This window comes from Paenibacillus piscarius, assembly GCF_022234545.1.
GTDB classification, from domain to species: domain Bacteria; phylum Bacillota; class Bacilli; order Paenibacillales; family Paenibacillaceae; genus Paenibacillus_AQ; species Paenibacillus_AQ piscarius.
Map to the genome: position 1 here is coordinate 37,938 of NZ_JAIEUI010000002.1, position 14,849 is coordinate 52,786.

Annotated in this window: 15 protein-coding genes, 1 riboswitch and 1 other annotated feature; of the genes, 9 read left to right on the forward strand and 6 right to left on the reverse strand. The window is 52.9% G+C overall.

What is annotated here, in order from left to right; genetic code table 11:
- Positions 1–73 precede the first annotated feature (73 nt).
- From prsW to K1558_RS03800, 3 genes are all read right to left on the reverse strand, one after another.
- Positions 74–769: a glutamic-type intramembrane protease PrsW gene (prsW, locus tag K1558_RS03790; RefSeq protein WP_238650069.1), complete on the reverse strand. Its 696-nt coding sequence runs from the start codon at positions 767–769 to the stop codon at positions 74–76.
- Positions 770–841: 72 nt separating this feature from the next.
- On the reverse strand, positions 842–1,456 hold the full coding sequence (locus tag K1558_RS03795; RefSeq protein WP_238650070.1) for a genetic competence negative regulator: 615 nt from the start codon (positions 1,454–1,456) through the stop codon (positions 842–844).
- A 252-nt stretch (positions 1,457–1,708) separates the two neighbouring features.
- On the reverse strand, positions 1,709–2,074 hold the full coding sequence (locus tag K1558_RS03800) for a hypothetical protein (protein WP_238650071.1): 366 nt from the start codon (positions 2,072–2,074) through the stop codon (positions 1,709–1,711).
- 94 nt (positions 2,075–2,168) lie between these two features.
- Here K1558_RS03800 and K1558_RS03805 point away from each other — a divergent pair, with 94 nt between their 5' ends.
- Complete coding sequence (locus K1558_RS03805) at positions 2,169–3,065, forward strand: polysaccharide deacetylase family protein (protein ID WP_420800399.1); 897 nt, start codon at positions 2,169–2,171, stop codon at positions 3,063–3,065.
- Between the two features lie 90 nt (positions 3,066–3,155).
- Here K1558_RS03805 and K1558_RS03810 read toward each other — a convergent pair whose 3' ends face one another.
- From K1558_RS03810 to K1558_RS03820, 3 genes are read right to left on the reverse strand one after another with little or no spacing between them, the layout of a single operon-like run.
- Positions 3,156–4,001, reverse strand: a complete 846-nt coding sequence (locus K1558_RS03810; RefSeq protein ID WP_238650073.1) for a metallophosphoesterase — start codon at positions 3,999–4,001, stop codon at positions 3,156–3,158.
- Positions 3,998–4,378 carry a hypothetical protein gene (locus tag K1558_RS03815; protein WP_238650074.1) on the reverse strand — a complete coding sequence of 127 codons (381 nt, stop codon included), beginning with the start codon at positions 4,376–4,378 and terminating at the stop codon, positions 3,998–4,000. The genes K1558_RS03810 and K1558_RS03815 overlap by 4 nt, the downstream gene beginning before the upstream one ends.
- On the reverse strand, positions 4,375–4,968 hold the full coding sequence (locus K1558_RS03820) for a CPBP family intramembrane glutamic endopeptidase (RefSeq protein ID WP_238650075.1): 594 nt from the start codon (positions 4,966–4,968) through the stop codon (positions 4,375–4,377). Before K1558_RS03820 ends, K1558_RS03815 begins: the two co-directional genes overlap by 4 nt.
- 68 nt (positions 4,969–5,036) lie before the next feature.
- On the opposite strand from K1558_RS03820, the gene K1558_RS03825 reads away from it, so the two are divergent.
- From K1558_RS03825 to K1558_RS03860, 8 genes are all read left to right on the forward strand, one after another.
- Positions 5,037–5,942, forward strand: coding sequence for a hypothetical protein (locus tag K1558_RS03825; RefSeq protein ID WP_238650076.1), 906 nt, complete (start codon positions 5,037–5,039; stop codon positions 5,940–5,942).
- A 114-nt stretch (positions 5,943–6,056) separates the two neighbouring features.
- Positions 6,057–6,282 (forward strand) — a binding site (T-box leader).
- Between the two features lie 220 nt (positions 6,283–6,502).
- Complete coding sequence (serA, locus tag K1558_RS03830) at positions 6,503–8,095, forward strand: phosphoglycerate dehydrogenase (protein WP_238650077.1); 1,593 nt, start codon at positions 6,503–6,505, stop codon at positions 8,093–8,095.
- Positions 8,096–8,254: 159 nt separating this feature from the next.
- Complete coding sequence (locus K1558_RS03835; protein ID WP_238650078.1) at positions 8,255–9,211, forward strand: helix-turn-helix transcriptional regulator; 957 nt, start codon at positions 8,255–8,257, stop codon at positions 9,209–9,211.
- Positions 9,212–9,279: 68 nt separating this feature from the next.
- Positions 9,280–10,530, forward strand: coding sequence for a methyl-accepting chemotaxis protein (locus K1558_RS03840; protein ID WP_238650482.1), 1,251 nt, complete (start codon positions 9,280–9,282; stop codon positions 10,528–10,530).
- Between the two features lie 503 nt (positions 10,531–11,033).
- Positions 11,034–11,132: riboswitch (cyclic di-GMP riboswitch) on the forward strand.
- A gap of 113 nt (positions 11,133–11,245) precedes the next feature.
- Positions 11,246–12,889 carry a thiamine pyrophosphate-binding protein gene (locus tag K1558_RS03845; RefSeq protein WP_338019668.1) on the forward strand — a complete coding sequence of 548 codons (1,644 nt, stop codon included), beginning with the start codon at positions 11,246–11,248 and terminating at the stop codon, positions 12,887–12,889.
- Positions 12,890–12,934: 45 nt separating this feature from the next.
- Positions 12,935–13,303, forward strand: a complete 369-nt coding sequence (locus K1558_RS03850; RefSeq protein WP_238650080.1) for a carboxymuconolactone decarboxylase family protein — start codon at positions 12,935–12,937, stop codon at positions 13,301–13,303.
- Between the two features lie 108 nt (positions 13,304–13,411).
- Positions 13,412–13,762: a hypothetical protein gene (locus K1558_RS03855; protein ID WP_238650081.1), complete on the forward strand. Its 351-nt coding sequence runs from the start codon at positions 13,412–13,414 to the stop codon at positions 13,760–13,762.
- A gap of 38 nt (positions 13,763–13,800) precedes the next feature.
- On the forward strand, positions 13,801–14,793 hold the full coding sequence (locus K1558_RS03860; RefSeq protein ID WP_238650082.1) for a 3-oxoacyl-[acyl-carrier-protein] synthase III C-terminal domain-containing protein: 993 nt from the start codon (positions 13,801–13,803) through the stop codon (positions 14,791–14,793).
- Positions 14,794–14,849 lie beyond the last annotated feature (56 nt).

Sequence of the window (14,849 nt, forward strand, 5' to 3'; positions counted from 1 at the left end):
AGACACCTCTCTCCTTCCTGGAATTCCTTGCTCATGAGGAATTGCCCTGCAGGATTAAGTGTGTCCATCTCGCTTATAGGTTAACCTCTTCCTCACGCTTCAAAAAACGAAACGGGGAGCGGCTGTTGGCCCGCGCCACCTTGCCCATGCCTCTGTACCATAAAACAGCCATCAGCGGTACAATGAACCAGATCCAATATCTCGCGGTGTTGGTCAGCAGAAAATCATAGATTCCGTGCCACAGCCAGGGCAGCAGCAGAGAGATCAGCAGAATCTTCCGGGTTCTGACCCCGCCCGAGAACTTGGCCCTGCCCATATGGTAGCCCATAATGACACCGAACATGGCATGTCCGGAGACCGGAAGCAGCGCCCTCATCATCATTGTAGCGAATGAAGCATTGCTGTACCAGGCATACATTACATTCTCTATTGTTGCGAAGCCGAGCGATATCGCTACGGCATATAGTATTCCATCATAAGGCTCGTCAAATTCGGTATGATTGTAAATCATATGGTACAGCACAAACCACTTCATAGCTTCTTCCACACCCGCGGAGATCAGAAAGGAATCTGCATAAGGGCCCCCGTCCAGACCAAGGACAAGCCCTCTCTGGATAATCATAATCGGAAAGACGATAATCATGCCCAGCAGAAACACCTTCAGCACCATCAGAAGCGGCTCCTGGTCGTACTTGTCTTTCAGATAGAAAAAAGTCAGCAGCGCAAGTCCCGGTGCTACTGCTGACGTAATGACCGATAACAAAAGCACCGATTAGCCTCCCTTGCGCCTAAACTATTATCTGCTGTATGAAGGGCGCGCTCATCCGGCTCCCTGCGGTGATTATTCCTGGCGTTTGAAATGCGTGCACAGGGTCTGGATGGCGTTCTCCGCCATAACCATCTTCCCGTATTCGGCCAGCACGGCCTCTGTCACAGGAGAGGAATCTCCAAACTCGGCCAGCACGCCTACAAGTCCAGATAAGGCTGACTCTTCAAAATCCTTCGGATCGAAGTAGAGATACCATTTATCGTTATAAGAATACAGCTGTCCTTGGGAAGTAATATTGCCGATGAGTACATGGGCCGCTTCAACCAGCACCTCAAAATCGCGGAATGCATACACAATGGAGTCGCTTTGTTCAAGGGTAACTTCCATTTCGTAAATCTCTTCAGGCAATTCATCTTCCCCGGCCCCACCGTACTGATGGTGATCATATTTCCCCCGGGTCACAATAACGACCATACCTTGCGCGGGCAATGCGAACACTTCCACGGCAAGCGGACCTGTGGCGTCGAAACCCAGCTCGCTGTACGCCTGATCCATCATTTCCGTAAAGAGGTCATGCACCTTGGGAACCTCCTGCCACATATCTTCCTTCTGGATGCCCCGCTCGCTCAGGTCGTCAAAAGTGAGGAAAATCCGTATCTTATCTTGACTTAATCGCTCTATTCTCATGACAGGATCCTCCTTTTGCAAGCTCATTTAGTAATATTGTATGATGAGTCCCGAGTAATGAGCCAAAAATGGTTACTATGTATGTATGTTATCATTTTGACGCCGCAAATGCACGTAAATAAATACAGATTCGGCCTATTTCGCGGCCCATTCTCATCCGGACCGGGCTGCTGTGCCCCAAAGGAGGAAAAAAAAGAATCATTCCGGCGATGACCGGCATCGCCAAAATGATTCTGAAGCGGCTCAGCCGGGTTACAATCCCGGTATGGCAGTATGCGTATCCTTGAGAATCTGTTCCACCTCATGCTTCACATCTGGATTGCTGCGGATGAAGTCCTTGAGCATGTTCAGATTCGATTCTCTGGACTTGAGCGAGTCTGCTTCTTTGTGCTCGCCGCCGGAGGCATGGTCTTTATGATCGTGTTTACCGTCTGCGGCGGTGCTGCCAAAGCCGGTCATCGCCATGCCCATAATCTTATCCTTGGCTTTGTCGCCGGCGCTGTACCGGGAGCCGCCCGCATTCAGCAGGGAGGACATCATGCTGCTGCGTTTTTTGGACATAATCATACTGGCGGCAGCCCCGATCAGCACTCCGCACAGAAATGACGAAGTATTCATATCTCTAACCTCCTTGTATGGTAAAATCATGCTTAGTGTTCGCGGAAAGATTCCGGCTCATACAGCCAAACAACAAGAAAGCGAGATGAAAAAAGTGGGTAAAGCAACAATAACGCTGCTCCTGGCGGCTTGTCTGCTGTCAGCTTGCAGCACGGGCGGAAATTCGGGGAACACGGCAAAGGGGAACGAACCAAGTCCTTCGGCAGCGGCACAACCGGCTGCAACAGCGCAGGCTGCTGCAACAACTGAGGCTACGGCTTCCCCGGAGGCAACGCCGGCCGCTGCCGGAGGCGGGGAGAGCACCGCAACACCGCTGCCGACTGAGACCACCGCCGCCGAAGAGGTTCCGGTGCTGTACCATATGAACAAGAATTACGACATCGTTCCGAACGATGAAGCTACGAACAAGAAGGTCGTTCTGCTGACCTTCGACGACGGGCCGAAGGAAGCGGAATTAATCAATCCGCTGATGGATACACTGGACAAGCACAAGGCCAAAGCCATTTTCTTCGTCAACGGTTACCGGGTGAAGGAGCATCCCGAGCTGCTGGAGCTGATCCACAAGCGGGGCGGCGTGCTCGGCAACCATAGCTGGGATCACATTGTGCTGAAGGATAAGCCGGAAGCCGAAGTGAAGAAGCAGATTGAAGATGTTCAAACTATCGTCAAGGAAATCACAGGCGAGACCCCGCACTTCTTCCGTCCGCCGCATGGTGCAGGCGGTGACGTAGGCAAGAAAATCGCCGCCGCTAACGGCATGCTCTATATGACCTGGTCCAATGGCTCGCTGGACTGGGAGATGAAGGCTAAGGACACCGGCAAAACTGAGAAGCTGATTGCCAATGTGACCAGCCAGCTTCATTCGGGCAGTAATATTCTGATGCACGAGTTGCCTTGGACCGTAGAAGCGCTCGATTCCCTGCTGACCACGCTGGAGGGCAAGGGCTACAGCTTCGTTGATCCGCGCAGCATCGAGCTGAAGATGCGCTGAGCATCAAACGATTGTCCCGCCTGTATACAAGCACAAACGGCCGTCCCTGATCGGGGCGGCCGTATTTGGCATTTGCATAGATACATATGGTTATCTAGAACCGGCATCATGGCCCCGTCGCAGCGTCAGCACATGCATCTCGGCCGGACTCCCCCAGCGCAGCGGGAGATGCGCCGTGCCGAATCCGCGGCTAATCAGCAGCTTCAGCGGCGGCAGCCCGGAGTCCGGTAGCCGGGGAATCTCGTACATCCCCGCAAGATACTTGCGGTAGAACGGATCGGTGTGCCTCTGCCCAATCAAGGGCAGCACAACCTGGCCTCCGTGGGTATGCCCGGCCAGGATCAGATCAGCCGGTACCTCCTCCTGCATGGACAGCCAGAGCGGATCATGCACCAGGATGATCCTGCAGGCATCCGCTGCGGCTTCAGCCATGGCAGGCAGAGGCCCATAGGCCTTCTTACCGCCTTTACGCGGAAAATCTACTCCAGTCAAGATAAGCCTCTCTCCAGCCCGCTCAATCACACAGTTCTCATCTACCAACAGCCTGGCTCCGCTTCCCCGGATGATGTTATCCACCAGGGAGATATTCGCCCGGTAATCATGATTGCCGTGAACGGCATATACAGGCGCAATGGAAGCGGCCAGTGTCATATTCTCCAGCAGGCGGTCTATGGGACTGCCCTTCTCCGTCAGATCCCCGCCCAGGAACACCGCATCCACCTTACCCTGCAGCGGCAGCAGCAGTTCCTCCGGCAGACGGCGGCGGTGCGTATCGGTAATGAACAGAATCCGGTAGCCGTCGAAGGCGGTCGGAAGCCTTTCCAGGAGGATATCCTGCGTGACCAGCCGGCTCCTGAAGGCAGCTGCAACCATCGCCCCTGCCATAACGGCTCCTGCGCCGAAGCCCGCCGCCAGGAATATCAGCAGCCACATCATTGAAACAGCTCCCGCAGCGGAGGTGCACCCTCGATTCCCCAGTACAGCAGGAAGGCAAGCAGCATCAGGAAGAGGACACTCAGCGAGTTGACGAACATTTTACTGAATCTGATCCGCTCGGACGGGTATGTCTGGGTGCGTGACGGGGTCTCCTCCCCCTCCGGCTGGCGTCCCTCTTCTTCAGGTCTCCCCCCTCCCCGGCGTCTGGCGAGACGTTCCTTTCTGGACAATGTGCCCGCCGCGGCCACAGCCGGCTTCCGCTTCTGTCCTGGTGCTTGGGGTACAGACGGGCTTGCATCGCCCCTGGAGGCTGCAGAGAGCTCCTCACCCTTATATTGTTTCTGGCGGGACCTTACCCGGCTTAATTGTTCAGTCATGATACCCTCCTGTAACGAATCACCATACCGGAGAACAGATCTATAAGGAAATGGCACAGGATCGGTGCCCACAGACTGCCCGAATGGATGTAAATATACCCTAGACCATAACTGCTGAGAAAGACCCAGCCTGTAGGTATCCAGTGCCGCAGATAACGCACATGAATGACCGCGAACAGAATGCTTGTCCAATACGGTCCGAGTGAATGCTGGATGGCTCCGCGGAACAACAGTTCTTCACACACCGCAACCACAGCCGAAATAACCACAATATGCCACAGCGGCCGGTTGCCGAACAGAAGCTCATTGATGCCCCCGTCATCCATGCTGTCCTCCGGCACAATATGGGTCAGCAGGAAATCGACAGCGAACATAATGGCCGCAAGGCCGAGGCCCCAGTACACGAAATGTACACTATCCGGAAAATTTAATATGTGAATAGGATTTCTTTTCTGTAATAATATCCATATCAAACCGATAAATAACGTAAGGCCTTGTGTAATGTAGAGATTAACCAATAACAGCTTGTCTGTTAACTGCTGCGGATCGGCCTTTTTTATTTTGAATTCGCCTAGTTTGAATTTTTTCATTATAACCTGCCTGTTCTATTAAATGTTTGTACATAAGATCATTTCCCTATACGAAGGAGCACCTAATCATGAACAGCCGTACCTCCCGCACTCAAATGTTGTACACACTAGGATTTTTATTTTTCCTGATTTCCTCATTCGCTTCCTTCTTCACAGGAGTCAAGGTTGGGGCAGACAAGACCGAAGCCAAATATGCGCAGCTGGCCGGCCATAAGAGCGGGGAGGAATTCTCCGGCTCCTACCAGCAGCAGGATCTTGTTACTTTTTATCATAACGTATTTCTGCCTTACCGGGAATTCAAGCGCAGCTGGAACGAACAGGTAGACAGTCTCGCCCGCAGCTCGGATGCGCGGCAGAATGCGGCGACGCTGAAGAATCTGGGCATTCTCGCCGACAAGCAGTACGACAAGGTTACCCAGGACTCCCTGTTCACTAACTCGCCGCTGCTCTACGATTCCCAGCTTAATATTCTGAAGAGTCTCACGCTCTTCTCCCAGGCCTCAGGCAAGGTGACTGCAGGCTCTTCAGGTGCGGAGGCGGCCAAGCTGCTGCGCAGCGATAACTTTACAGCCAGCGCCGTGAAGTTCGGACTGCTCGCCCAGAAGAATTTCTACGATTCGATGCTGAAGTGGGGTTCCAAGACGAATGCCTCCATTCCCGGCCAGGCCGGGGGGCAGAAGACTATCTCCTTCATTCAATGGAAAAAGATGCCGCTGCTCCTGAAGAATGCCACTATCGCGGATATCATGCTCAACCGCGGGATCTATGCCGGTTACGACCCGCAGGACATCACAGCCAAGATTGACGATATGATCTATTCCGGGACTGCCAGCTCCCTGAGGCTTAGTGATATCCAGTCTTCGGTCAGCCTGCTGATCTCAACCGGGGCGGTGCAGCAGCAGGATTTCATCAAGTGGCGGGAGCAGTACTACAGCAAGGAAATTATGCCGCAGCTTCCCTTCTTCTATGAGTAGGACCAGTTATTGCATCATAACGAAAAACACGGCTTACTTCAAGGCGGGGTGAAACGCAAGAATCCTATTGACATATCCGCCATCACCGTGTTACATTATGACAAAATTAATCAAGCAAAACCGATGATGGAACAAAGATTACTTGGAGTCTTCAGAGAGCCGGTGGGTGGTGCGAACCGGTGGCGGACATTAATCTTTAGCGCTCCTGAGCTATTGTATTGAACTTTGAGTAGATACAATCGGAACACTCCGTTACCAGTGTGGCCTTGCAGGCCAATGAGACTGCTTCCTGAACGTTGCAGTGAATTAGGGTGGTACCACGACAACTCTCGTCCCTTACTACGGCAGTAGTATGGGGTCGGGAGTTTTTTTGCAGCCGGGAACACCATAATTTCGTCTTTTTGCATCCAATTTCTTTCGTGCGGCAGCGCGTTACTTCGACATTCTTCAGACTTTCATAGCTGCCGGATCACCTCTTGCAAGACCTGGTACTGCGAATGCCATATCCGGCATTCTTGGCATACTTATCAGCTTTTCCATTTGAAGGAGGACAAGAGACCATGTTTAAAGTATTAGTATCGGATCCGATCAGTGATTTGGGCATTCAGCAATTGATGGACGCAAGCGATGTGACAGTAGACAAGAAGACAGGACTTAGCGAAGATGAGCTTATTTCCATCATCGGCGAATATGACGGCCTGCTCGTGCGCAGTCAGACTACAGTAACTGACAAAATTATCGCAGCCGGTACTAATCTGAAGGTGATCGGCCGTGCCGGAGTCGGCGTCGATAATATCAAGCTGGAGGCAGCTACCCAGCACGGAGTCGTTGTCATCAACGCTCCCGACGGCAATACGATTACAACCTGTGAACATGCTTTTGCCATGATGATGGCGCTGGCCCGCCATATCCCGCAGGCCTATGCGAAGACAATCTCCGGTGTATGGGACCGCAAGACCTTCATCGGTGTCGAGCTGCGCGGCAAAACACTAGGCGTGCTCGGCATGGGACGGATCGGCAGCGAAGTCGCCAAGCGTGCGAAGGCCTTCGGCATGGATATTCTCGCGTATGACCCGTTCCTGACCGCAGACCGCGCCGAGAAGATGGAAGTGAAGCTCGCTTCGGTAGACGATATCGTCCGCGGGGCAGACTTCATTACCGTCCATACTCCTCTTACCCCGGAGACCCGCCATATGATCTCCCGCCCGCAATTTAAGGTGATGAAAAAAGGGATGCGTATCGTCAACTGCGCCCGCGGCGGCGTCATCGACGAAATGGCGCTGGTTGAAGCTATCGACAGCGGTATTGTTGCCGGAGCAGCCTTCGACGTCTTCGAGAAAGAGCCGCCGCAGGCTGATCATCCGTTCCTGTCGCATCCGAAGATTATCGTAACCCCGCATCTGGGTGCTTCGACCATTGAAGCCCAGGAGAATGTGGCAATCGACGTATCGGAGCAGGTGCTTCATATCCTCCGCAACGAGCCGTTCATTAACGCGGTTAACATTCCGCCGGTAGCTCCAAGCGTGATGAACAAGCTGCAGCCGTACTTCACCCTCGGCGAGAAGCTGGGCAGCTTCGCAACCCAGATTACCGATGGGGCGATCCGCGAGATTCATGTGGAATATGCCGGCGACCTCTCCGATGTGGACACTCAGCCGCTGACCCGGTATGTGGTCAAGGGTGTACTCTCCCGTCACTTCGGTGCCGATGTTAACATCGTCAATTCGATGCATCTGGCGAAGACCCGGGACGTAAATGTAGTGGTAACCAAAGCCTCCAAGACCAAAGGCTTCACCAATCTCATTACCGTGACCCTTAAGGCTGAGCATGACGAAGAGCGTCTGGTGGCAGGTACCCTGCTGCAGGGCTACGGCGAACGGATTGTCAAGGTTAACAAATTCCCGGTCGATATCGCTCCTGAGGGCCATCAGATTGTGATCTCGCACAACGATAAGCCGGGGATTATCGGACATGTCGGCACATTGCTGGGTGAGAATGATGTCAACATCGCCTCAATGCAGGTTGGCCGTACTATCATTGGCGGAGCAGCCCTTATGCTGCTGACCGTGGATAAGGAAGTGCCGAAGGAGGTTCTGGTGAAGCTGGCCGGACTGCCTGAGATCAACACGGCTGAGGAGATCATCCTGCTCTAATCCTATTTATTCGTAAACTACACTCTTTGGGAGCGCACGGCCTGTGTCTGCGCTCCTGGAGAGTGTTTTTGCATGCATTTGCACTAATCCTTACGCTATATTAATATACATCTTATACATGACAACCATTGACATATATAATTCAAGGAGGCCGCCAAGATGAGAGCTGACCGTCTGTTATCTATTCTGCTTCTGCTCCAGAGCCGGGGCAAGATCAGCTCGAGTGAGCTGGCCCAGCGCCTCGAGGTCTCGGAGCGGACGATCTTCCGCGATATGGAGGCGCTGGGCACTGCCGGTATCCCTGTGCTTGCCGAGCGCGGCCGTGAAGGCGGCTGGAGACTGGCAGAGGGCTACCGGACCTCACTGACCGGAATGAACCCGGGCGAGATTGCCGCCCTGCTGCTGCCGGCTGATCCGGCGATTCTGCAGGCACTGGATATTGAGGAGGAGTTCTCCTCGGCAGCACGCAAGCTGCAGGCCGCCGCCATGCGGCAGCCCTCCGCGCTTACGGGCTTCCTGAGCGAGCGGGTGCATATTGACGGCGCGGGCTGGCACCCTTCCGGCGAGGTCTATCCCTGCCTGAACGCCCTGCAGCAGGCAGTATGGGAGGAACGGCAGGTGCATATAACCTATGTACGCGGCGAAGATACGGCTAAGCGGACAATCTCGCCGCTGGGGCTGGTTGCCAAACGCGGTGTCTGGTATGTTGCCGCCGATACTGAAGGAGGACTGCGGACCTACCGGGTCTCCAGAATAACCGGAGTGGAAATCACCGGCAAGCCGGTGGTACGGCCGGCGGATTTCAACCTGGCGGAATATTGGGAAGCGTCCACTGCCGCATTCAAATCCGCCCTCCCCCGTTACCCTGCCAGCCTGCTGGTCAAGGATAGCACCATGAAGGAGCTTGAGCGGGAGCGCTATGTCCGCATCCTGCACCAGGAGCCGGCTGCTGACCCTGGCTGGATCATAACCGAGACTGAATTTCATACCCTGGAGTCGGCCTGTAAGATCATTCTGTCCCTTAGTCCGGGCATCCAGGTAACCGCGCCGGAGGATCTGACATCAGCTGTAACTTCAGCTCTGCGTGGGGCTTTGGCATTATATGAATTCTTATAGACCAATTGCCCTATAATCCCCTATAATATTACAATACACATTAATTTTTTTAGGGGGAACTTTTCATGATGGACTGGATGAGCAAGCTGTCATTGAAACAAAAGATCGTTACCGGCTGTTACATGGTTGCCGCTTTATTCGCTGTCCCGGTGCTGATTACACTGATCCTGATGGACAGGCTGTTCATCGGCATCATCCTTGTTGCGGTGCTGGCTGCACTGACTTATCCGCTCTCACGCTTCATTGAGAGAACGCTTACATCCTCATTTGAGCATATCTCCAATGTGACGCACACGATCGCCAAAGGCGACTTCACCAGCCGTGCTGACGAGACCGGCTCCATGGGAGACATCAGCCGTTCCTTCAACACCATGATCGACAAGCTCAAAAAAATCCTGACCGATGCCTCCCAGATTACCCGTCATGTTATGGACGCCAGCCGCGGCATCGAGGACAAGAACGCCAACCTGAAGATCGTCATGGCCCAGGTGGCCTCCTCCTCCAATGAACTGGCGCTGGGTGCCAATGAGATCTCCGGCGATATTGCCGGGATGACGGAATCCATCAAGGATATAGAGACCAAGGTCTCCAACTACACGAACTCCACCAAGGAAATGAACCGGCGCTCTGTACATACATTAGAACTGGTTGAGAAGGGAAGACAGTCTGTAGATACCCAGGCCGAAGGAATGCGGAAGAATATCCAGGCCACGCAGAAGGTGGCGGATACCATTGAGGCCCTGTCACAGAATGCCCGCGGCATTACGATGATTACCAAGACGATTACCGAAATTGCCGAGCAGACCAACCTGCTGTCGCTTAATGCTTCCATTGAAGCAGCCCGCGCAGGCGAGCACGGCCGCGGCTTCGCCGTGGTGGCCCAGGAGGTCCGTAAGCTGGCCGAAGAATCTACCGCCTCCACCAAAGAGGTGTTCGGGCTGGTCCGCAGTATTGAAGCCGACATCAAGCAGGCGATTGATCATATCGCAATCAATGAAGAGGTTGTCCAGATGCAGAATGAGATGATTACGGAGACCGCTCATATCTTCTCCCAGATCGTTCATAGCGTTCAATACATAACCGAGCAGATCGCCTCCTTCTCGGCTGAGAGCGACCTGATGCTGGAGAGCGCGCTCAAGATCTCCGGCGCCATCGAGAACATCTCCGCGATTACACAGCAGACAGCAGCCGGAACCGAGGAGGTATCGGCAGCCATGAACGAGCAGATTCATGCCCTGCAGTCTGTTGCCGACGAGACAGAGCGGATGACCCAGGCAGTGTTCCAGCTCCAAAAGACGATTCATATCTTCAAATTCTAGTCCCGGCAGCAGCAGGCACATCTGCAGATTCACCTGCGGATGTGCCTGTTTTTTGCGGAAATCTGAAGATTGTTATGTAATATTCACAAATTGTTAAGATTGTGCATAACGCATAAAAATGAGCTTTGCACTTCTTGACTGGCCATCCTCTAAGGCCATATACTCACTTATTTTCAACCTCTCAAACGCATGATTCATAAGTCCTAATTCTTTTCTCCCGGTTCCTCTATCATCTGCCAAAACCCTCTACAAGCTTAATGCCCCCCCTGTGTTAATGAGTCTGTGGACTTATAATGCATAATTCTCTGGTTCACTGATTATTTGCATTTTAAGACTTTTGGCATCCTGACAGCGCTTCATTCAAAAGTTTGAAAATCAAAATATTTATTCGTTTTAACTCCTGATTATTCGTCAAATTCCGAGCTTCTTCTCATGGGGGATATTGACAACAATAGAGCTAGGAATATATTGTAAAGGAAAATTCCCCTTCGTCTTATTTATAACAACATACCGGGCAAAATTCTCCGAAAGGAAATGACGCAAAGCCATGGATCTACCGTCTCATTCACCAGCAGTGGGACCATGACAGCCAGGTTGCTGAACAACGTTGAACGCATGTTGGCGTTCTATTGTGGTGATTCGTGCAACAGACCTGTGCTCCTTCTTCAGAGTACAGGTTTTCTATTGCTAGCTAGACCAACTAACAACTTGCGGGGTGGATGTTCTGAAGACAGTTGCAGATTATATGGCTGAGGCATTACGGAATCTTGGGGTTACCCATGCTTTTGGAATCATTGGCAAGTCGATTTGTCCCATCGCTCTTAAGCTTGTTGACTACGGGATAGAATTCATTCCCGGCAGGCATGAGTCCAGCTCCGGCTTTGCAGCCGGCGGCTATGCCCTTCAGACCGGCAATCTCGGCATTGCCTTCGGTACCTCCGGCCCGGGCGGAACCAATCTGCTGACTGCCGCCGCCCATGCCAAAGCGAATAATCTTCCGGTGCTATTCATCACCGGACATCAATCCATCAAGGAGCTGGGCCTTCCCCAGTGCCAGGATTCGACCTCCTATCTGGCCGATCTGGCGGAGATGTTCAGGCCAGCCACCTTATATAGCAAGCTGGTAGAGCGCGGTGACCATTTCAGCACGATTCTCAATCATGCCCTGTCTATCGCTCTCGGTGACAAGAAGGGGCCCGTCCATCTATGTATTCCGTTCGATGTTCAGACAGAGCGCCTGGAGGAGTGCCGGATTGTCCTGCCCCAGCGGGAGAGACTCGTCAGCTACCATAACTATGAACGGGTCCTGTCAGCCATTCAGACTTCCGCCAGCCCGCTCATTATTGCCGGTAAGGGGGTTAACCGTTCTGGCGCACATAAGGAACTCGTTCAATTCGCCGAGACCTTCAACATTCCTGTTGTGACCTCCCCGGGCGGCAAAGGTGCCATAGCTGAAGACCATCCACTCTATCATGGCCCTGTGGGCGTTGGAGGCTGTGCACACGGCGATGATTTGATGAATACAAGTGACCTCTATATCGTTCTGGGGTCCCGGCTAAGCGATATGACCATATGCAATCTGAAGCCCGGGAATCATCCGAAGCAGCTGATCCAGTTCGATACGGACCCGGCCTTTGTCGGCAAAATCCTCACCTCCTCCACACTCTATGTCGGCGGTGATCTGCGGGATAACCTGGAGCTGTACCTTCAGATGACAGACCCTGCCACTGTGGCCAGACGGGAATACACACCCGTTCCCCGTCCCCGGGAGGAATTGCCTGTGCTTCCCAAGCTCTCCATGGCTTCTGTGATGAGCACGATGAGTGACCTAATTCCCTATCACAGTAAAGTATTCGTCGATGATGGCAGCCACGGCTTCCACGCGGTGAAATGGTTCCAGGTCAAGAAGCCGGGAAGCTTTGTGTTCGATGCTTACTTTGCCTGCATGGGCAATTCTATTGGTATGGCGATCGGCGCCAAGACTGCCTCTCCTGAAGAGACTGTCTTCTGTATTACCGGTGACGGGTGTTTTATGATGCTCGGAACTGAAATCAACACCGCGGTTTGCAAGAATATTCCAGTGATTTTCATCGTTGTGAACAACAAGCAGCTGGATATGGCGCTGAAGGGGATGGAGAAAACGACCGGCCGCATCGACGGAACCCTGTTCGAGGTCCCGGTGGATGCCGTGAAATTCGCCGAATCCCTTGGCGCTGCCGGCTTCCGCTGTGAGACACAGGAGGAATTCGCTGCCGCAGTCAGCAAGGCACTCGCCCTGAACCGGACAGCCGTAATCGAGCTGTTGACTGACCGCGATGAAGTGCCGCCAACTGCCCACCGCACGCTGGATCTCAGTTAAGCCGGACCGTCCATAACCAGTAACCTACAATCAGGAGGCAGACCAGTGAACACGAATATTAACCGCGGACTGGATCATTTCAATAATCTCTCCGGAGACTACGGGGCCAAGGCCCTCGCTCCGATCAAAGAACATTTCCCGGAATTAGCCGAGTTTATCATGGGAAATGCCTACGGGGATATTTTTCAGCGGACTACGATTGGCTCAGACTGGAAAGAGATTGCAGTGATTTCTTCTCTGATCACGATGGGCCAGTATGAACAGCTTGGGGTTCATTATGTAATGGCGCTGCGCGTGGGCATGACCGTTGACCAGCTCAAAGGCATTCTGCTGCATCTCGTGCCGGTGATCGGCGCTCCCCGGGTGATTTCAGCCTTCAATGTGCTGCTTGACACCCTGGAAGAGATCCGCTAGCAGACCGCTGCGGTCATCCCTTTTCATAGTACAATAGGGTTTTCCAGCATGATAACCATTCCTTAAAGACTGAATTATCATGTTATTTCAAATATAGGAGAGATCATCATGGGACAATTTATTCTGAAGACAGACACGGTAAAGAAAGTTATTAATATTGAACTGGAAGGGACCTTCTCCAACGAAGACGGGCTGAAATCCATCCAGGCGTATCAACAGACCATCAATCCGATTAACCCTACTGAATATGCTCTGGATATCGATTGCCGCAAGCTGAATGTTACTGCTCCGGATGTCGTGCCATTGCTTGAGGGCTGCTTCATCATGTTCAAGTCTGACGGCTTCCAGAAGGTGAGTCTTACCTTGGAGAACAACCCGATTCTCAAGATGCAGCTGGCCCGCCTGGGACGCAAAGCCGGCATCGAGAATCTGGAAATCACCTCCACCGTCCAGGCTTAAGCACACATACGCTATCATAACTTTTAGGAGGGTCTACTATGGCGGGAATTCGGATTAAGGACATTGATATCTACCATCCAAGCACAAGAATCGGCAATGATTTCTTCATTCAGCACTTTGATGATAAAGGCATTGATATCCGTGGACTGTTGGCCACTCTGGGCCGTGAATACCGCTACAGCATCGATAACCCGGATGAGAACTCCTTGACGATGGCTTTTGAAGCCGCAAGCAATGTTCTGGAGAAGACGGGGTTAACCGGTGCAGACATTGACCTGATCGCTTATGCAAGCCAGACGCCTGAATACATTTTCCCTACGAATTCTTTGATGATCCACCGGCTGATCAACGCGCCATCTCATGCGATCTGTATCGACAGTAATGCCAACTGTGCGGGAATGACCGCTTCCGTGGAGCAGGTCAGCCGCCAGATGATGGCGAATCCGCGAATCCGGCGCGCACTGGTCATCGGCTCAGATCATGTTGCTCCGCATGCGGACAAGAATGATCCGGTGTATTATGCCAACTTCGGCGATGCCGCTGCTGCTGTAATTCTGGAACGTGACGAGAACGCAGTCGGCTTCATTGACTCGATCTACCAGACGGATACCTGTGTGTACGGTAACTCCCTGTTTCCGGCAGAGGGTCTTGCCAAGCTGGGACGTACCGGCGTTGCTGCCGGAGAATTCAATGTGAAGTTCATTCCGTTCGACGATTCCATCTGTGTGGACGCTGCTTCGGAGTCTATTAATACACTGCTCGGCAATAACGGAATTGCCCCGGAATCGGTCAAGGCCGCCTGCTTCTCTCAGCTGTCTCTGCCGAACATTCAAGCCGTCTCGGGCAAAACCGGGATAGACCCGGATGCCGCCGTCTACATCGGTGATGAATTCGGCTACACCTCGACCAGCAGCCCGTTCATCGCGCTGCACAAAGCGGTCTCAACCGGACAGCTGGAGCGCGGTGACAAAGTGCTGTTCTGGACAGTTGGCGCCGGTTGGCAGAATGTCGCTTTTGTAATGGAATACTGATACAGCCGCAAACGGCCCGCAGCAGAGTTTCTGCCAGCGGGCCGTTTGTATGTGTT